17 protein-coding genes are annotated in these 18,093 nt (G+C 72.5%); 2 read left to right on the plus strand and 15 right to left on the minus strand.

The genetic code is table 11. The features are described 5' to 3' along the window. Window positions 1–33 precede the first annotated feature (33 nt). From NIE79_RS30355 to NIE79_RS30380, 6 genes are all read right to left on the minus strand, one after another. A complete protein-coding gene (locus tag NIE79_RS30355) occupies window positions 34–732 on the minus strand; it encodes a regulatory protein RecX (RefSeq protein WP_238681836.1) in 699 nt (232 codons plus the stop codon). 14 nt (window positions 733–746) lie between these two features. Then, window positions 747–1,793, minus strand: coding sequence for a recombinase RecA (recA, locus tag NIE79_RS30360; protein WP_053656326.1), 1,047 nt, complete (start codon window positions 1,791–1,793; stop codon window positions 747–749). A 184-nt stretch (window positions 1,794–1,977) separates the two neighbouring features. After that, entirely contained in the window at window positions 1,978–2,178 is a 201-nt protein-coding gene (locus NIE79_RS30365) for a DUF3046 domain-containing protein (protein WP_238681837.1), read from the minus strand. A 5-nt stretch (window positions 2,179–2,183) separates the two neighbouring features. Further along, window positions 2,184–3,575, minus strand: coding sequence for an MFS transporter (locus NIE79_RS30370; RefSeq protein ID WP_238681838.1), 1,392 nt, complete (start codon window positions 3,573–3,575; stop codon window positions 2,184–2,186). Between the two features lie 216 nt (window positions 3,576–3,791). After that, window positions 3,792–4,496: a UdgX family uracil-DNA binding protein gene (locus tag NIE79_RS30375; protein WP_238681839.1), complete on the minus strand. Its 705-nt coding sequence runs from the start codon at window positions 4,494–4,496 to the stop codon at window positions 3,792–3,794. Between the two features lie 344 nt (window positions 4,497–4,840). Further along, the gene (locus NIE79_RS30380) at window positions 4,841–6,181 is read right to left on the minus strand and encodes an aminotransferase class I/II-fold pyridoxal phosphate-dependent enzyme (protein WP_238681840.1); all 1,341 of its coding nucleotides are present in this window, start codon (window positions 6,179–6,181) and stop codon (window positions 4,841–4,843) included. Between the two features lie 36 nt (window positions 6,182–6,217). Between NIE79_RS30380 and NIE79_RS30385 the strand changes: the two genes are divergently transcribed. Both NIE79_RS30385 and leuE read left to right on the plus strand, forming a co-directional pair. Beyond that, a complete protein-coding gene (locus NIE79_RS30385) occupies window positions 6,218–7,462 on the plus strand; it encodes a bifunctional pyridoxamine 5'-phosphate oxidase family protein/GNAT family N-acetyltransferase (RefSeq protein ID WP_238681841.1) in 1,245 nt (414 codons plus the stop codon). Continuing rightward, entirely contained in the window at window positions 7,462–8,133 is a 672-nt protein-coding gene (gene leuE, locus NIE79_RS30390) for a leucine efflux protein LeuE (RefSeq protein ID WP_238681842.1), read from the plus strand. The genes NIE79_RS30385 and leuE overlap by 1 nt, the downstream gene beginning before the upstream one ends. A gap of 126 nt (window positions 8,134–8,259) precedes the next feature. On the opposite strand, the gene NIE79_RS30395 is transcribed toward leuE, so the two are convergent. The 9 genes from NIE79_RS30395 to NIE79_RS30435 form a co-directional block, all read right to left on the minus strand. Next, complete coding sequence (locus NIE79_RS30395; RefSeq protein WP_238681843.1) at window positions 8,260–9,189, minus strand: sporulation protein; 930 nt, start codon at window positions 9,187–9,189, stop codon at window positions 8,260–8,262. Window positions 9,190–9,336: 147 nt separating this feature from the next. Beyond that, complete coding sequence (locus tag NIE79_RS30400) at window positions 9,337–10,401, minus strand: hemolysin family protein (protein WP_238681844.1); 1,065 nt, start codon at window positions 10,399–10,401, stop codon at window positions 9,337–9,339. After that, window positions 10,398–11,753, minus strand: a complete 1,356-nt coding sequence (locus NIE79_RS30405) for a hemolysin family protein (protein ID WP_238681845.1) — start codon at window positions 11,751–11,753, stop codon at window positions 10,398–10,400. Before NIE79_RS30405 ends, NIE79_RS30400 begins: the two co-directional genes overlap by 4 nt. A gap of 182 nt (window positions 11,754–11,935) precedes the next feature. Further along, window positions 11,936–12,295, minus strand: coding sequence for a monovalent cation/H(+) antiporter subunit G (mnhG, locus tag NIE79_RS30410; protein WP_238681860.1), 360 nt, complete (start codon window positions 12,293–12,295; stop codon window positions 11,936–11,938). Beyond that, window positions 12,295–12,558: an MrpF/PhaF family protein gene (locus NIE79_RS30415; protein WP_030489433.1), complete on the minus strand. Its 264-nt coding sequence runs from the start codon at window positions 12,556–12,558 to the stop codon at window positions 12,295–12,297. The genes mnhG and NIE79_RS30415 overlap by 1 nt, the downstream gene beginning before the upstream one ends. Continuing rightward, complete coding sequence (locus tag NIE79_RS30420; protein ID WP_238681846.1) at window positions 12,555–13,166, minus strand: Na+/H+ antiporter subunit E; 612 nt, start codon at window positions 13,164–13,166, stop codon at window positions 12,555–12,557. Before NIE79_RS30420 ends, NIE79_RS30415 begins: the two co-directional genes overlap by 4 nt. Further along, window positions 13,163–14,668 carry a Na+/H+ antiporter subunit D gene (locus NIE79_RS30425; RefSeq protein ID WP_238681847.1) on the minus strand — a complete coding sequence of 502 codons (1,506 nt, stop codon included), beginning with the start codon at window positions 14,666–14,668 and terminating at the stop codon, window positions 13,163–13,165. The genes NIE79_RS30420 and NIE79_RS30425 overlap by 4 nt, the downstream gene beginning before the upstream one ends. Then, a complete protein-coding gene (locus NIE79_RS30430; protein ID WP_238681848.1) occupies window positions 14,668–15,147 on the minus strand; it encodes a Na(+)/H(+) antiporter subunit C in 480 nt (159 codons plus the stop codon). Before NIE79_RS30430 ends, NIE79_RS30425 begins: the two co-directional genes overlap by 1 nt. Continuing rightward, the gene (locus NIE79_RS30435; protein ID WP_238681849.1) at window positions 15,144–17,978 is read right to left on the minus strand and encodes a Na+/H+ antiporter subunit A; all 2,835 of its coding nucleotides are present in this window, start codon (window positions 17,976–17,978) and stop codon (window positions 15,144–15,146) included. Before NIE79_RS30435 ends, NIE79_RS30430 begins: the two co-directional genes overlap by 4 nt. Window positions 17,979–18,093: the final 115 nt, after the last annotated feature.

An 18,093-nucleotide genomic window follows, 5' to 3' on the forward strand; every position in this document is an offset into this window, starting at 1 on the left:
AACTCCATGATCGCCGAGGCGACGCCGGCGCGCTCACTCGACCAGACGGTTGTCGCGCTCCAACTCGCCCTCGGCGTCGGCGAGCGCGTCGGCGTCGATCTGCTCGGCGAACTCGGCCGCCTCGGCGCTCTGCGCGGCGAGCGCGTCCTTCACCGCCCGGATCGCCACGCCAGGCGGGTAGCCCTTGCGGGCCAGCATGCCCACCAGTCGGCGGAAGACCGAGTCCGGCTCACCTCGGGCAGTGCGCAGCTTGCGCTCCACCAGACCACGGGCGGTGTCCGCCTCGGTCTCCTCGTCCAGCTCACCCAGCGCCTCGGTGGCCACCTCGCCGTCCACGCCCTTGCGGCGCAGCTCGTTGGCGAGCGCCCGGCGAGCCAGGCCACGCCCGGCGTGCCGGCTGGACACCCACGCCCGGGCGAACGCGGCGTCATCGATGATGCCGACCTCGTCGTACCGGTCGAGGACCTCGGCCGAGACCTCCTCGGAGATGCCCCGCTTGGCCAACGCCCCGGCCAGCTCGGCCCGGGTGCGGGGCCGGACGGCGAGCTGGCGCAGACAGATCTCCCGGGCCACCTCGGACTCGTCGCGCGGGGGCGCCGGAGACTCGACGGTGTCGGCGTCCTCGGACCGGCCCCGGCGGCCTCGCCGAGGGCGGGGCGCATCGGTGGCGTCGCCCGTACGAGGCGGACTGGCATCCCAGCCCCGCCCCGTACGAGCGCGTCGTCCTGCCATGGGTCAGCGACCGGTCAGAAGTCGACCGGCGGCAGCTCCGGGCCACCGGCGGCGTCACCCGCGCCGACCCCGACGCCGAGCTTCTCCAGGATCTTCTTCTCGATCTCGGCGGCCACGTCCGGGTTTTCCTTCAGGAACTCCCGGGCCTTCTCCTTGCCCTGGCCGAGCTGGTCGCCGTCGTACGTGTACCACGCTCCGGACTTGCGGATGATCGCCTGCTCCACGCCGACGTCGATCAGCGAGCCCTCACGCGAGATGCCCTTGCCGTACATGATGTCGAACTCGGCCTGCTTGAACGGCGCGGCGACCTTGTTCTTCACGACCTTGACCCGGGTGCGGTTACCGACCACGTCGGTGCCGTCCTTGAGGCTCTCGATGCGTCGCACGTCGAGCCGGACCGAGGCGTAGAACTTCAGCGCCCGACCGCCGGTGGTGGTCTCCGGGCTGCCGAACATGACGCCGATCTTTTCCCGCAACTGGTTGATGAAGATCGCCGTGGTGCCGGTGTTGCTGAGGACACCGGTGATCTTCCGGAGCGCCTGGCTCATCAGCCGGGCCTGGAGGCCCACGTGGCTGTCGCCCATCTCACCCTCGATCTCGGCGCGCGGCACCAGGGCCGCCACCGAGTCGATCACGATGATGTCGATCGCGCCGGAACGGATCAGCATGTCCGCGATCTCCAGCGCCTGCTCGCCGGTGTCCGGCTGCGAGACCAGCATCGCGTCGGTGTCGACCCCGAGGGCCTTCGCGTACTCCGGGTCGAGCGCGTGCTCGGCGTCGATGAAGGCGGCGATGCCGCCGAGTCGCTGGGCACTGGCCACCGAGTGCAGCGCCACAGTGGTCTTACCGCTGGACTCGGGGCCGTAGATCTCGACCACCCGGCCACGGGGCAGGCCGCCAATGCCGAGGGCCACGTCGAGCGCGATGGAGCCGGTCGGAATGATTGCGGTCTGGACGACCGGCCGGTCACCCAGCCGCATCACCGAGCCCTTGCCGAATTGCTTGTCAATCTGAGCGAGAGCAAGGTCGAGTGCCTTCTCCCGGTCAGGCCCTGCTGCCATGGCTGCCACCCCTGCCTTCGCCGGCGTCTTTGCTGAGCTTCGCGTCACGCGGACACGCTAGGCGCTAGGTCCGACAGAAAACCAGCCGACGGGCCGCGAGCTGTGGACGAGCACCCCGCTGTGGACAATAGCCGAACAGGTGTACGACTAGACAAGTGACACGCGGAACCGGCGAAAAGGCTGCTCAGCGTAGTCGAGCGGGCACCCGGTCGGGGTACGCGGCACAAACCGCCCGCCACACCATGTGCGTCTGCTCCCCCGATGCCAGGGCCTGCTCGATGGTCCGCCCGCCGAGCTGGGACAGCACCTGATCGCGGGCGATGCTGGCCGCGTAGCCGGGCCCGAACGCCTCGTCCAACCGCGTCCAGAAGTCGGTCAGCCGCACAGTGATCAGCCCTCCTCGTCCGGTGCCCCGGTCGGCACCGGGCGCAACGCTAGCGCCACCAGGGGCGCCGCCGCGACCGCCGCGAGCAGGGTGAGCACGGGATATCCGGCGAACTGCATGACAAACCCGCTGACCACGGCGGCCCCGGCCCCGGCCAACCCCATGATCAGGTCGGACAGCCCCTGGACGCTCGGCCGCACCTCGGCCGCCACCGACTCGGACAGCAGTGTCGAACCGGCCACCATCGTCCCCGACCAGCCCAACCCGAGCAGGACCAGACCGACCGAGAGTCGGGGCGTGTGGTGCCCGGCGGTGCCGGCGACCGCACAGGCGGCCAGCAGCAGCCCGACCCCACCGAGGATCACCGCCCGTCGACCGAGCCGGTCGGTGAGCCAACCCACCACCGGGGAGAACGCGTACATGCCGGCGATGTGCAGGCTCAGCACGATGCCGACCAGCCGCAACACGTCGGCGTCGGCGTGCGACTCACCGAGCCGCACCGGAGTCATCGCCATCACCGCCACCATCACCAGGTGACCCACCGCCACGGCGGCGATCCCGAGTCGGGCGGCGGGCTGTCCGCGTACCACCGACCAGGCCGCACGCATCCCGGCGCCGCGCGGCGCGCGCACCGTGACCGACGCGGCGGCCGGCGTCGCACCGCCACCTGCCACCGGCGCCTCGGCCGCCACCGCTGTCGCCGTCGCGTCGGCGACCGGCGGCAGATCGGCGGCCGGCGCGTCGGCCGCCGCGATCCGCCGCGCGGTGAGCAGCGGGTCGGGGCGGAGCAACCCGAGGAGTACGACGGCAGCCAGCACGAACGCGGCCGCGCTGAACGCGAACGGGCCGGCCAGCGGAGGCAGCCCCCAGCCGGTGGTGACCCGGTCGGCCAGCGCGGCGAAGTTCGGCGCGGCCACCGCACCGATGGTGGTGGCCCAGACGATCAGGGAGAGCTGCCGCCCCCGGCGGGCCGGCTCGGCGAGATCCACCGCCGTGTAGCGGGCCTGGAGGTTCGCCGCGGTGCCCCCGCCGAAGAGCAGCATGCCGAGGAAGAGCAGCGGCACCCAGCGGGTGGCCGCGGCCACCACCACCAGCAGGCCGCCGACGGCGCCGACCGCGTACGCCAGCACCAGACCCGGCCGGCGACCGTGCCGCGCCATGATCCGGGTGACCGGCACGGCGAGCAGCGCGGCACCGACCACCCCGGCGCTCTGCGCGACACCGGCCACAGCGGTCCCGGCGATCCGTGCCGCGAGCAGCGCGCCCACGGCGATGCCGATGGTCACGCCGATCCCGCCGATGATCTGGGTGGTGAAGAGCAGCCGCAGGGTACGCCGCTGGATCGACGCGACGTCGGGTCGGGCGGCGGTACGCGGCGCGGTCAGGTCGGTCGCCATCGGCGCTCCTGTCGGAAGGGGTGACTCATCCTCGCGCACCCGCACCGACCAGCGGCAGTGGGTTTTGCCGACAGCCGAACCCGGTCCGGCCGAGCACGCCCCGTCGCGCCGGAACGGGGTCGCTCCCTGCGCGGCCCACGCCTATGGTGCCCGAATGAGCGATGCCGAACTGCGGTCGCCGGTTCCCGGCAGGGGTCGTGCGTGGCGGTTCACCGGTCAGCCGGGCAGGGCGCGGGTGACGACAGTGAGGTCGGCGACCAGGCCCTCGTACGCCTTGTCCTGGTCGTCGGCCCGCAGGACGGCGGACGGGTGGATGGTGGCCAGCAGCCGAGCCTCCGGCGCGTCGGCCCGCTTTCCGGCACTGTCCACCGGCACCTGCTCGAAATCCGCTGGGTGCTGGGCCGACTCCGGCCAGGGCAGCAGCTCGCCCCGCTGCCGGGTGACCCGGAAGGACGGGCCGAGCAGCGCCTTGGCGGCGGTCGCGCCGAGCACCACCACGACCTCCGGACGCAGCCGGGCGAACTCGGCGACCAACCAGGGGCGGCAGGCGGTGATGTGCGCCTGGTCCGGGGTCTGGTGGATCCGCCGCTTGCCACGCAGCTCAAAGCGGAAGTGCTTTACGGCATTTGTCAGGTAGAGGTGACCCGGGTCCAGCCCGGCGTCGTCGACGGCGCGGCGCAGCAGGCGTCCGGCCGGACCGACGAAGGGCAGCCCCTTCTGGTCCTCCATGTCACCGGGCTGCTCGCCGACGAGCACCACCCGGGCGCTCTCGTCGCCCCGGCCGAAGACCGTCTGCGAGGCGTCCCGGTACAGCTCGCAGCCCCGGCAGCCGCCGGCGGCGGTGCGCAGGTCGTCGATGGTGTCGGCATCGGGCGGGATGAACCGCTGGGCGCCCGGAGGGCTCCCGGTCTGCTCGGCCATGCCGACTGTTATATACCCGTTCGGTGCTCGCCGCCGGATACGCCCCGGCGCCCCGGCCGCTTTGCGTCAGTACCCGTTGCCGCCCCCGTCGCCGCCGGACGCGATCGCGATCAGCACGATGACGATGATGATGATCGCCACCGCCACCGCGATCCAGATCCCCTTACGAGCCCCACCAGAAGCCATGTCCCCCACCTCCGGGCGCCCGCATACCCGTCCCGGCCGTCCCGAATCCCCGCGATCTTGCACTTTCTGCCCCGACCAACATGCACAGGCCCGACATTCCGCCAACACAAACCGCAAGATCGCGAGGGCGGGGGGCGGGGTGGGGCGCGGGGGCAGAGTCAGGTGGGGAAGCCTCGGGAGGGCGGTGGGTTCTCGGCTTGGGCGAGGGCTGCGGCCAGGGGGGCCAGGTCGGTGGGCTCCAGGGAGCTGACGGTGATGCGCAGGGCGGGCGGGGCGGCGATCCGGTAGAGCGCGCCGGGGGCCACCGCCCAGCCGGCGTCGCGGAGCGCGGTCACAGTGCTGGTCTCGTCCGCGACCGGCAGCCAGACGTTGATGCCGCTACGACCGTGTGCGGTCAGGCCGTGCTCGGCCAGCGCGGCGAGCAGCCCGTCGCGGCGCTGCTCGTAGCTCTGTGCCGCCCGCTGCACCAGCTCGGTGACCGCAGGGTCCCGCCACAGGGCGAGCACCAGGCGTTGCAGCACTGTGGAGACCCAGCCGGCGCCGACCCGGGTGCGGCCGCTCACCCGGGCCACCGTCGTCTCGTCGCCGACCAGCACCGCCAGCCGGAGGTCCGGGCCGAAGGGTTTGCTCACCGAGCGGAGGAAGGCCCAACTCGCTGTCGCACCGGCGAGCGGGTGCAGGGGTACGCGGGCCAGTTCGGCAGCGTGGTCGTCCTCGATCAGCAGCAGGTCCCGCCGGCCGGCGAGCAGCGCCCGCAACGCCTCCGCGCGCTCCTCGGAGACGGCGGCGCCGGTCGGATTCTGCGCCCGGCTGGTGATGATCAGCGCCCGCGCTCCGGCGGCGAGGGCCGCTGCCACCCCGGCGACCTGCGGCCCCTCGTCGTCCAGCGGCACACCGATCGGGCGCAGACCCAGCGCGGCGACCAGGTCGAGCAGGTTGGCCCAGCCCGGGTCCTCGACCGCCACCGCGTCGCCGGGGCGCAGGTGGGCGCCGAGCAGCCGCTCGATGCCGTCCAGCGCACCGCCGGTGAGCGTCAGGTCCCCGGCCGGGACACCGTCGGCGCGCAGCCGGGCGCGGGCCGCCTCGGCCAGTTCGGGCAGTACTCCGGCATCGGAGTAGCCGACCGGCGGGCCGTCGTCGGCGGCGAGCGCCGCCAGGTGCGGGCCCAGCGGGGGAAGCAGCCGGGGGTCGGGTTCACCCCGGGACAGGTCTCGGGCGCCGGGCAACGGTGGAGGGCGCAGCGCGGAGCGGCGGGCGGCAACCGGCGGGCGGGGGCGCACCCGGGTGCCGTGGCGACCGGCGGTGGCGAGCAGGCCGCGCTGGCGCAGCTCCTGGTAGGCGCGCGCGACGGTGGCGGGGCTGACCGCGAGCTCGGCGGCGAGTGCCCGCACGGGTGGCAGGGCGGCCCCCGGTGAGAGGGCGCCGGTACGGATGCCCGACTCGATGCTGGCCGAAATCTCGACGGCTGTCGTACCGGTGAGCTGATAGTGTGCTGACACAAATAAGAGATTGTACTAGAACGAAGGGGTGAGCGCATGTATCCACCCACCGCCCGGACCACACCCCACCGCTCCCGCGACAAGATGAGCTACGACCGGGCCGCCGCCCACGCCGTGCTCGACGAGGCGTACGACTGCGCGCTGAGCTTCACCGTCGACGGCCAGCCACGGGTGTTGCCCACCCTGCACGTCCGCATCGGCGACACGCTCTACCTGCACGGCTCCACCGGCAGTCGGCCGCTGCTCGCCGCCCGGGGCGACGACGGGTTGCCGGTCTGCGTCGCGGTGACACTGCTCGACGGGCTGGTCTACGCCCGCTCCCAGTTCCACCACAGCGCCAACTACCGCTCGGTCGTCGCGCACGGCACCGCCCGCCTGGTCACCGACGAGCGGGAGAAGCTCGCCATGCTCACCGCGCTGGTCGAGAAGGTCGGCGCGGGACGCAGCACCGCCACCCGTCCGCCCAGCCGTCGCGAGCTGGCCGAGACCGCAGTACTCGCGCTGCCACTGCGCGAGGTGTCCGTCCGGGCCCGCAGCGGTGGGGTCCGCGAGGACGAGGCCGACCTGGACCTGCCGCACTGGGCCGGCGTACTGCCACTGCGACTGACCGCCGGAGCACCCGAGCCGGACGCCGGGGTCACCGCGCCGCTGCCGGCGTACCTGCGGACGCCCCGCACGCCCTGGCACGACCCGGTGCCGCTGCACGGCGAGCACGTTCGGCTGGAGCCGCTGGAGTTGGCCCACACCGACGAGTTGCACGCCGCCACCGCGGACCCGGAGGTGTGGCGGCACCTCAGCGTCGCGCCACCCACCGCCCCCGCCGAGACCGCCGAGGTGATCGGCACCGCCCTGGCCGCCCAGCACCGCGGCGAGCGGGTGGCCTGGGTGCAGCGCTGCGCGGCGACCGGGGCGGTGGTGGGCACCACCTCCTACTACGACATCGACCCGGAGAGGCGGGCGGTGGCCATCGGGCACACCTTCCTCGGCCAGCCCTGGTGGCGTACCGGGATCAACACCGAAGCGAAGTTGCTGCTGCTCAGCCGGGCCTTCGACGACCTGGGCGCGGTACGGGTCGCCTGGCACACCGACATCCGCAACGTTCGCTCCCAGGAAGCCATCGAACGGCTCGGCGCGACCCGGGAAGGGGTGCTGCGGATGCACCGGCAACGCCCGGACGGCTCCTGGCGGGACACCGTGCAGTACGCGATGACAGTCGACGAGTGGCCGAACGCACAGGCCAGGCTGCGAGAAAGACTTCTGCGGACGGCACCGGTGGCGTGATGATGGCGGGCGTGCTGGGGATCAACGACATCTGGACGTACGTGCTGGGCACCGTGGCCATCATCCTGCTGCCCGGGCCGAACTCACTCTTCGTGCTCTCCACAGCGGCCAAACGGGGCGTCGCGGTCGGCTACCGGGCTGCCGGTGGCGTGTTCGTCGGCGACGGGGTGCTGATGTTCCTCTCCGCCGCCGGGGTGGCATCGCTGCTCAAGGCGTACCCACCGCTGTTCATGGTGATCAAGTACGCCGGTGCCGCGTACCTCGGTTATGTCGGGGTGACCATGCTGCTCGGCGCCGCGCGGCGCTGGCGCGACCGCAACGACCCGAGCACGCCGCGGCTCATCGACGCCGCGGAGCCGGCGGCGATGCGCAGCCCGTTCCGCAAGGCGCTGGTGATCAGCCTGCTGAACCCGAAGGCGATCCTGTTCTTCATCTCGTTCTTCATCCAGTTCGTCGACCCCGGTTACGCCTGGCCGGCGCTGTCGTTCCTGCTGCTCGGGCTGATCGCGCAGGTGACCAGCGCGATCTACCTGACCGCGTTGATCTTCGCGGGCACCTTCCTGGCCGCCCAGTTCCGCCAACGCCGTCGCCTGGCCGCCGGTGGCACCACCGCCGTAGCCGCCCTGTTCCTGGCCTTCAGCCTCAAGCTAGCCACCGCCAGCGCCGGCTGACCCACCCCACCCCCGTCCCGCGCTGCCCCGCTCCCTGTCCGCCGCGATCTTGCGCTTTCGGTCGCCGAAACGCGCACTATGTGCCGTTTTGTCGCCGCAGAAACTGCAAGATCGCGGGGGCGGGGGTCAGGTTCCGTCGCCGCCGGAGCCGCCGCCTCCTACGCCGGCACCGCCGGCGGTGCCGCCCAGGCCGTAGCCCGGTCGGATCGGCTCGTCGGGATGGCGGCTGACGTGGGCCGACCCGGCGATCTGCGCGGACCAGTCGGCGTGTGCGGCCGCGGCGGCATGCCTGTTGATCGCCTGGCGGACCCAGCCGTCCACCGTGGCGACCCAGTCGCGTCGGTCGGCGTCCTCGTGCCAGATCCGGAACCGGCTGATGCTCTGGTGGGTGATTCCGGCCAGCGCCAGCCGGCGATCCATCCAGAGGATCGCCTCCAGGCCCGCCGAGTTGGTCACGAAGATCACCTCCAGCTCGGTGATCGGGCCGGCGTAGAGCGGCCCCACCCAGTAGCCCCAGCGCTGGTGCAACGGCAGGGTGTGCTCCACCCCCGGCAACCCGCCCTCCTGCAACCCGGACTGGCGGATCATGAAGCCCAGCGTGTCCAGCGCCGCCAGCACGTGCTGCTGGGTGGGGATCGGATGCACGAAGACCGGCACCATGGCCCCCTGGTCACGGTCGGGGTCGAGCGACACCTCGGTCCGCAGGCCCATCCGCAGGCTCAGCAGCGGCACCCCACCGAAGATGGTCACCGGGGTCTCCCACGGCAGCGGGAACGCGAAGTCGACAGCCCGCCGCCGGCCGGCCGGTACGACGAACCGGCCGGCGATCGGCAGGTGGTGGAACTGCACGAGACGTCGGGCCGCGTTCGGGTCGTCCGGTTCGACAGTGGTGACGAGGCCGAGCCGGATGTGCCGCACCAGCACGTCCTCCGGACCGGCCGCGAGAGTCACCCGCCCCGGCAGGCGCAGGCCCGGGCGGGTACTCGGATTGGGCAGCGTGGTCAGCACGGAGAACCCGGTCCGACCGGACTCCGGGGACACTCCCGTCAGCCGCACCGCGCGCCCCCTCCCGGGACGGGGCCCAGCCGGCCCCACCAGGCGCGCCTACCCGGTCGGTGTCGGCTCAAGCCCGCCCGCGTCCAGCGGCGCTGCGGGCCGAGCGCTGACCCGGCCGCACGTCGTCAGTGCGGCCGGGTCGGCAGGTCAGCGCAACCGACGCCCGCGCGGGACCGTGTCGGTCTCGTCGTCGAACTCCCCGATGACCTCCTCCAGGAGATCCTCCAGGGCCACGAAGCCGATCGGCCGGGCCGGGCCACCGCCGTTGCGGACCAACGCGAGCTGCGACTGCCGGGCCCGCATCGCCGCCACCGCCTCGGTGACCGAGGACGTGGCGGGCAGCGTGAACGCGGGCGTCATCAGCTCCCCGGCGGTGGCGACCCGGCCGGTGGTGACCACCCGTACCGCCTCCCGGACGTGCACGAGCCCGCACACGTCACCCGCCTCGTCGAGCACCGCGAGCCGGGATCGGCCGCTGTCCCGGCTGACCTCCTCGATCCGCCCGGCCGGGTCGTCCCGGCGGACGGTGACCATGGTGGCGAACGGTTCCATGACCTGCGCCACCGATGTGCCCTGCAACTCCAGCATGCTGGTGAGCAGTTGGTGCTGTTCGGCACCGAGCAGCCCGTGCTCACGGGACTGCTCCAGCAGGATCCGCAGCTCGTCCGGCCCGTGCACCTGGGCGAGCTGGTCCTGCTGGTTGACGCCGAACAGCCGCAGGATCGCGTTGGCGAGGGCGTTCAGCGCGGACAGCACCGGCCGGGAGACCCGGGCGAAGGCGCGGAACGGCAACGCGAGCAGCGTCGCCGAGCGCTCCGCGTCGGTGATCGCCCACGACTTCGGCGCCATCTCACCCACCACCAGGTGCAGGAAGGTCACCACCCCGAGGGCGAAGACCAGGGCGATGAGGTGACTGGCCGCGTCCGGCAGGCCCACCGCGTGCAGCAGAGGGCTGAGCAGGTGCTCGATCGCCGGCTCGGCCAGCGCGCCGAGACCCAGGGTGCACAGCGTGATGCCGAGCTGCGCGCCGGCCAGCATCAGCGACAGCTCGCGGACGCCATCCAGCGCGGCACGTGCCGCCCGACCACCGTTCGCCGCCGCCTGCTCCAGGCGGTAGCGCTTGCTGGCCACCAGGGCGAACTCGGCGGCCACGAAGAACCCGTTCAGCGCCAGCAGGATCACCGAACTGAACAGTGCGATCCCGGGGCTCATGCGGTCACCTCTGGTTTGGTCAGCTGCAACCGCACCGAGTCGGCAACGTGCCGGTCCACGGCCAGCACCTCGACCAGTGCCCGGGGCTCCGCCTCGTTGTCCTCGCCGTCCGCCCCTTCGGGTTGCAGGCTGATCTCCAGCCGGTCACCGACCTCCGGCACCCGGCCCAGCTCCCGCATCACCAACCCGGACAGGGTGTCGTACTCGGGGGCCTCGGGCAGGGCGATGCCGGTGCTGTCGGCGACCTCGTCGATCCGCCAGCGGGCCGGCACCACCCAGGACCCGTCGTCCTGCCGGGCCGGTGCCCGCTCCGGTGGGTCGTCCTCGTCGCGAATCGGGCCGACCAGTTCCTCGGCGATGTCCTCCAGCGTGATGACGCCGGCGAAGCCGCCGTACTCGTCGACCACGCACGCCATCTGCCGGTGCCCGGACCGCAGCCGGTCGAGCACCGTGGGCAGGGGCAACGTCTCCGGTACGAGCAGCGGCGGCCCGGCCACCGCGCTCACCGGGGTGGTGGCCCGCTCCCCCGGGGGTACGCCGAGCACGTCGGCGATGCCGACGATGCCAAGCAGGTCGTCGACGCCCTCCGCACCGCGTACCGGGAAGCGGGAGTGGCCGGTGTCCAGCAGCTCGACCACCCGGCTCACCGGTTCGTGCGCGCGGACGGTGTGCACGTCGACGCGCGGCACCATGGCCTCGCCGGCGGTCAGCTCGCGGAAGTCCAGACCTCGGTCGAGGAGCGTGGACATCTCGGCGTCGAGGCTGCCCTCCTCGCGGGACTCGGCGATGATCTGTTCCAGGTCCGCCGGGGTGGCACCGCTGGGCAGCTCCTCGATCGGTTCGATGCCGATGCGGCGCAGCAGCCGGACCGAGGCCCGGTCGAAGAGCCGGATCAGCGGCCCGGCCACGGCCAGGTAGATCAGGGTGGATCGGCTCAGTGCCCGGGCCAGTTGCACGGCCCGGGCGATGGCCAGGTTCTTCGGCGCCAGCTCACCGAGGACCATCTGCACGACGGTGGCGATGACCAGGGCCAACGCCACCGACAGCGGCAGGCTGACCGCCTCGCTGACGCCGGCCACGCCGAGCAGGTCGGCGAGGCCACCGCCCAGGTACGGCTCGGCGACGTAACCGACCAGCAGTGCGGTGACGGTGATGCCCAACTGGGCACCGGAGAGCATGAAGGAGAGCCGGCTGGTGACGGTCAGGGCCCGGGCGGCTGCCTGATCGCCGTCATCGGCGAGCTGGCGCAGCTTGCCGCGGTCGACGGCAACGTAGCCGAACTCCTGCGCGACGAAGTAACCGGTGGCGGCAGTGAGAAGAATGATCAGAAGGAGACCAACGACGATCAACACGGGTCGCTCAGGGCTCCCGGGGTCGTCGGTACGGGGATATGCCGGGCACGACCCGGCTGGCTACTGCTGCCCTCCTGGGCAGAAGAGTCGATCATGCCATCATTTTATCGGCGCTGGCTGGGACTCCGCTGGGGGTGGGCCGAAGGAGCGCAACGTCCGGTTCAGCGAGCGCCTCCGAGTCGTCACGCCGGCCCCGCCGGCCCGCCGCCTGGTGCGCGCTCGGCCAGCTCGTCGGCGTCGAGGAGACTGCGGTCCACCCGCCCCGACCGGTACGCGGCCCGCCCGATCATCTGCGCCGCCACCGGCGCGGTCGCCAACTGGAAGACCGCCACCAGCAGGATCATGCCCACGTCCGCCGGGGACCGCAGCCGCAACGCGATGCCCAGCAGCAACAGGAGCACCCCGAGCACCTGCGGCTTGGTGGCCGCGTGCATCCGGGACAGCGCGTCCGGGAAACGCAGGACGCCGATCCCGGCGGCCAGGCCGAGCAGCGCGCCGGCCACCAGACAACCGGCGCCGAGCCAGTCCGCGATCGTCGCGATCACTGCTGCTCCCGGACGGCGAAGCGGACCAGCGACACCGAGCCCACGAAGCCGAGCAGGGAGAGCACCACCAGCACGGGCAGCGTGGTGGCGTGCCGGTTGACCGCCGCCTCGGCGCCCACCGCGCCGACCATCGTGGCGAGCAGCATGTCCGCGGCGATCACCCGGTCCACCAGTGACGGGCCCCGGTAGAGGCGGGCCAGCGCGAGGAGCGCGGTGACCGACAGCAGGGCGGTGAGGACGACGGCCAGGAACGTGGTCACGGGCGGGTTCCCTTCTCGGGTGAGGTGACGTCGAGGCTGCGCAGTTCGCTGGTGGAGCCGACCGCGCGGATGATGCGCCGCTCGACGGCGAGCGTGCGGGCCCGGGCCACGTCCAGGTCCCCCGGGCCGTGGGTGTCCAGGACGTGCAGGTAGAGCGTTCCGGAGTCCCGGTCCACCTCGAGGATCAAGGTGCCCGGCACCAACGAGACCGCCTCGGCGGTGAGCGCCAGGTTCAGGTCGGTGGACACCCGCAAACGGACCGCGATGATCGCCCCGCGCGGCCGGTAGCCGGGCTGCACGGCGATCCGGGCGACGTGCAGGCTCGCGCTGACCAGCTCGACGGCGAACCGGCCCGCGAACACCAGCAGCGCCCGCGGTCGCAACCGGCCACCGAAGCTGACCGCCGGCAGCGGGTAGAACACCAGCACGGCCGCGCCCACCAGCAGGCCGCCGACCAGGTTGGCCCAGTTGATGTCGCCCCAGAGCAGGATCCAGACCACCACCAGCCACCCGAGCGCCACCGCCTGGTCCCGCCAGCGCCCGAGCCGGCCCCGCCCCACCACAGCGGGCCCGGGGGCGTCGGGAGCCGGCTCAGAGGTGCCGGTCACGGCACACCGCCCGGCAGCACGGCACGCACGTACGGGGTGCGCAGCCGCAGGTCCTCGGCCGCGTCGGCGGTGACGTCGAAGAGCGGACCGGCCAGCACCGTCAACGCCAGCCCGATGGCGACCAGGGCCACTGTGGCGCCCACCATCAGCCTCGGCAACTGGACGACCGGCTCGCTGGTGGCCAGCCGGGGCGCCCGCCAGAAGGCGATGTTCCACACCCGGGACGCCACGTACAGGGTGAGCAGGCTGGTCAGCGTGCCGGCCGCCACCAGCACCCCGGGCAGCGGCCCGCCGGCCGCCACCCCCGCCTGGAGCAGGCCGAGCTTGCCGAGGAAACCGGAGAACGGTGGCACTCCGGCGAGATTCATGGCCGGGACGAAGAAGAGCACACCCAGCAGCGGCGCCACCCGGGCCAGCCCGCCGATACGCCGCAGGTCGGTGCTGCCGGCGCGCTCCTCGACCAGCCCGGCGACGAGGAACAGCGTGGTCTGGATGGTGATGTGGTGCACCACGTAGAAGATCGCGCCGGAGAGGCCGGCGACTGTGCTCAACGCCACCCCGAAGATCATGTAGCCGATGTGACTGACCAGGGTGAACGAGAAGAGTCGCTTCAGGTCCGACTGGGCCACCGCACCGAGGATGCCGATCACCATGGTCAACCCGGCCACGACCATGAGCAGGACGTGGGCACGCCCACCGGGAAACAGCAACGTCTCGGTGCGGATGATCGCGTAGACGCCCACCTTGGTGAGCAGACCCGCGAAGACGGCAGTGACCGGGGCCGGCGCGGTGGGGTAGCTGTCCGGCAGCCAGGCCGACAGGGGGAACACCGCCGCCTTGATCGCGAAGGCCAGCAGCAACATCAGCTCCAGGGCCAGCCGGACACCGTCGGGCAGGTCGTCGAGCCGTTGGGCGAGCTGGGCGAGGTTGAGCGTGCCGGTGGCCGCGTACACCAGACCCACAGCGGTCAGGAAGATCATCGAGGAGAGGATGCTGACCACCACGTACGTCGACCCGGTCCGGATCCGGGTCTCGGTGCCCCCGAGGGTGATCAGCACGAAGCTGGCGGCCAGCAGGATCTCGAACCCGACGAAGAGGTTGAACAGGTCACCCGCCAGGAACGCGTTGGTGACGCCCGCGGTGAGCACCAGGTACGTCGGGTGGAAGATCGACACCGGCGAACTCTCGCTCGTCTCGCTGCGACCCTGGCCGATCGAGTACAGCAGCACGCAGAGGGTCACCGCCGAGGAGACCACCAGCATCAGCGCGGCCAGTTGATCGGCCACCAGGACGATGCCGACCGGCGCCGGCCACCCCCCGACCGCCACCACCACCGGACCGTGCCGGTACGCCTGCACCAGCAGCAGCACCGCCACAGTCAGCGTGCCGCTCAGACACAGCACGCTGGTCGCGCGTTGGATTCGGGGATTCCCGGCCAGCAGCAGGGTCAGCGCCGCACCGAGCAGCGGCACCACCACCGGCAGCGGCACCAGGGCACGCATCACGACTCGTCCCCGCGTCGTAACCGGCGGCGAGCCGGCTCGGGATCGACCTGCTCCGGGTCGCCGTTCGGGCCCTCCCCACCGCGATCGAGCGCACCCACCTCGTTGCGCCCGGCCCGGCGGATGATCTGCCGGTCCTCCAGGTCGTCGGGCACCTCGTCGTCGCCGGAGAGATACCAGCTGCGGTACGCCACGGCGAGCAGGAACGCGGTGAACCCGAAGGTGATCACGATGGAGGTCAACACCATCGCCTGCGGCAGCGGGTCGCTCATCCGCTCCACCGGGCCCGTGCCGACGATCGGCGCCCCGCCCGACCGCCCACCCAACAGGATCAACAGGTTCACCCCGTTGCCGAGCATGATCACCCCGAGCAGGATCCGGGTCAGGCTGCGCTCCAACAGCAGGATCACCCCGCACCCGACCAGCACCGCGACGGCCAGCACCAACACCAACGTCGGTCCCGCACCGCTCCGCGTCATGCCCGGTCTCCCTTGTCGACGGCCAACCCGCCGGTGGCTGCTCCGGTGGCCTCGATGTGACGGTCCACCTCGGCCCCCAGGCTGCGCAGGATGTCCAGCACCAACCCGATCACCACCAGGTACACGCCGATGTCGAAGAAGAGCGACGTGACCAGATGGGCGTCGCCGACAAGTGGCAGGGCGCGATCGACCTTCGCGCTCTCCAGCACCGACCCGCCGAGCAGCAGCGCCACCACACCACTGCCCACCGCCATGGCCAGGCCGGCGCCGAGGATCGCGCCGGCGCCGATCGGGGCGGCCTCGGTCAGCTCGTACCGGCCGCCGGCCAGGTAGCGGACCACCAGGGCGAGACCCGCCACCAGCCCACCGGCGAACCCGCCGCCCGGCGCGTTGTGCCCGGAGAAGAGCAGGAACAGCGAGAACAGCACAACGGTGTGGAAGATCAGTCGGATGACCACCTCCAACACGATCGAGCGGCGTTCCTCGTAGAGGGTGGGGCCACCGCGCAGCCAGACCGGCCGGCCACGCCCACCCGCCCCCTGGTCGGAGTCGGGTCGGCGCGGCCGCGGCCCGGTGCGGGAGCGCTCGAAGATCAGGCTGGCCACCCCGGTCGCGGCCACCACCAGCACCGCCAGCTCGCCCATCGTGTCCCAGGCCCGGATGTCGACAAGGGTCACGTTGACCACGTTGCGGCCATACCCGTGCACCACCGCCAGATCGGGGAAGGCCGCGGAGATGTCCGGCGCCCGGCGGGCGCCGACGGCGGTGAGGGCCAACCCGGCGGCCACCACCCCCGCCGCCACGCCGATCACCCGACGGGCCCAGCGGGCACGGCGCAGCGGACGGGCCGAGAACCGCTCCGGCAGGCGACGCAGCACCAGCACGAAGACCGCGATCGTCGACGTTTCCACCAGGAACTGGGTGAGCGCCAGGTCGGGTGCTCCGTGCAGCACGAACAACATCGCCGTGCCGTAACCGGTCATGCCCACCAGCAGCATCGCGGTCAACCGGCGACGGGCACCGACCGCCAGCACCGCCGCCACCGTGATCACCAGGACGACCACCGGTTGCAGCGCGCTGTCCCACAGCGGAATCCGTGCCCGCCAGGGGCTGGCGGAGAGCATCGCCGCACCCGGCACCAGCACCAGTGTGACCAGGATGATGCCCAGATACTGCGGCAGTGAGCCGCGCTGGGTCGCGCTGGTGACCTCGATGGCCAGCCGGTCGAACCGGCCGATGACCCACTCGTACCCCTGGTTTCCCCGCACCGGCGACCGGAGCCGGGCCAGCACCGGGGCGAGCGGCCCACGCACGGCGAAGAGCAGGCCGCCGCCGACGAGCGCCAGCACGGACAGGCCGAGCGCCGGGGTCGGCCCGGCCCAGAGCGCCAGGTGCACGTCGACCCCGCCGAGCAGATCGGCGTACGGGCGCAGCAGGTCGTCCAGCACGCCCGCGGCCGGGCCGGCGAGCAGACCGACACCGGCGAGGACCGCCGGCGGCACCAGCAACGACGCGGCGATCGGCCCCGGCGGGACCGGCGCCACACCCGGCCGGTCGGCGAACGCGCCCCAGAGAAAGCGGACGCTGTACGCGACGGTGAGCACCGTCCCGGCGACCAGGCCGGTGAGAAGCACCGGGCGGTCGGTGAACGCCCCGAACACCGCCTCCTTGGCCACGAAGCCGACCAGCGGCGGCACCCCGGCCATCGACGCCGCGGCCAGGACGGCGACCACGAACAGCGGCCGGGACCAGTGCCGCACCCCGGACAGCTCGCGCAGGTCACGGGTGCCGGCACCGTGGTCGATGATGCCGACGACCAGGAACAGCGCCGCCTTGAACAGGGCGTGCGCCAGCAGCATCGCGGTGCCGGCCAGCGCGGCGTCCGGGGTGCCGGAGCCGGTCACCGCCACCAGGAGGCCGAGCTGACTGACCGTCCCGTACGCCAGCAGTAACTTGAGGTCGGTCTGGCGCAGCGCGGCCCAACCGCCGAGCAGCATGGTCGCCACGCCGGCGATCTGTACCAGCGGCCGCCACGGGCCGACAGTGGCCAGCACCGGCGCGAGCAGCCCGACCAGGTAGACGCCGGCCTTGACCATGGCGGCGGCGTGCAGGTAGGCGCTGACCGGCGTGGGTGCCGCCATCGCCACCGGCAGCCACGAACTGAACGGCAGCACCGCCGACTTGGACAGCGCGCCGGCCAGGATCAGCAGCACGGCGCCCACCAGGTACCCGCCGCCGGGCAGCGGCTGCGCGCTGATCTCCGACCAGCGGTAGGTGCCGGCGTGCTCGCCCAGCATGATGAAGCCGACCAGCATGGCGAGGCCGCCCAGCGTGGTGACTGTCAACGCCTGCGCGGCCGCCCAGCGACTGGACCGCCGTTCGGTGCTGTGCCCGATCAGCAGGTACGAGAAGATCGTGGTCAGCTCCCAGCCGACGTAGAGCAGCAGCAGGTCGTCGGCGAAGACCAGGACGAGCATCGCGCCGGCGAAGGCGACCAGGACCGCGGCGAACTGCGCCAGCCCGGTCGAGCCGGCGTCGAAGTAGCGGGCGCTGTAGACCAGCACCAGCGCGCCGACGCCGCCGATCAGCAACGTCATCAGCCAGGACAGTGTGGTGAGCCGGAACGCGAGGTCGAGGCCCAACTGCCGGATCCACGGGTACGTCTCGACCACAGCCCCGCCGTCGGCGACGGCCGGGGTGCGAGCCAGCGCCCAGCAGAACGCTGCGGCCGGCGCGAGCGCCAGCGGGTAGCACGCACGCGGACCCCACCACCTCACGAGCAGGGGTGCGGCGAGGGCCGCCACGAGGTGGAGGATGAGCAGTACCAGCACCTGCCCTCCCGATCGACATGGCCGACGCCCGTGGCAGCGGTGGCGCCTAGCAGCGATCAGACGCCAGTTCCTCCCCCGCCGGGCGGTTTTGCCAGAATTCGCCCCCGAGCCGGAA

Origin of the sequence: Micromonospora trifolii (genome assembly GCF_022229005.1) — a bacterium.
Taxonomy (GTDB): Bacteria; Actinomycetota; Actinomycetes; order Mycobacteriales; family Micromonosporaceae; genus Micromonospora; species Micromonospora trifolii.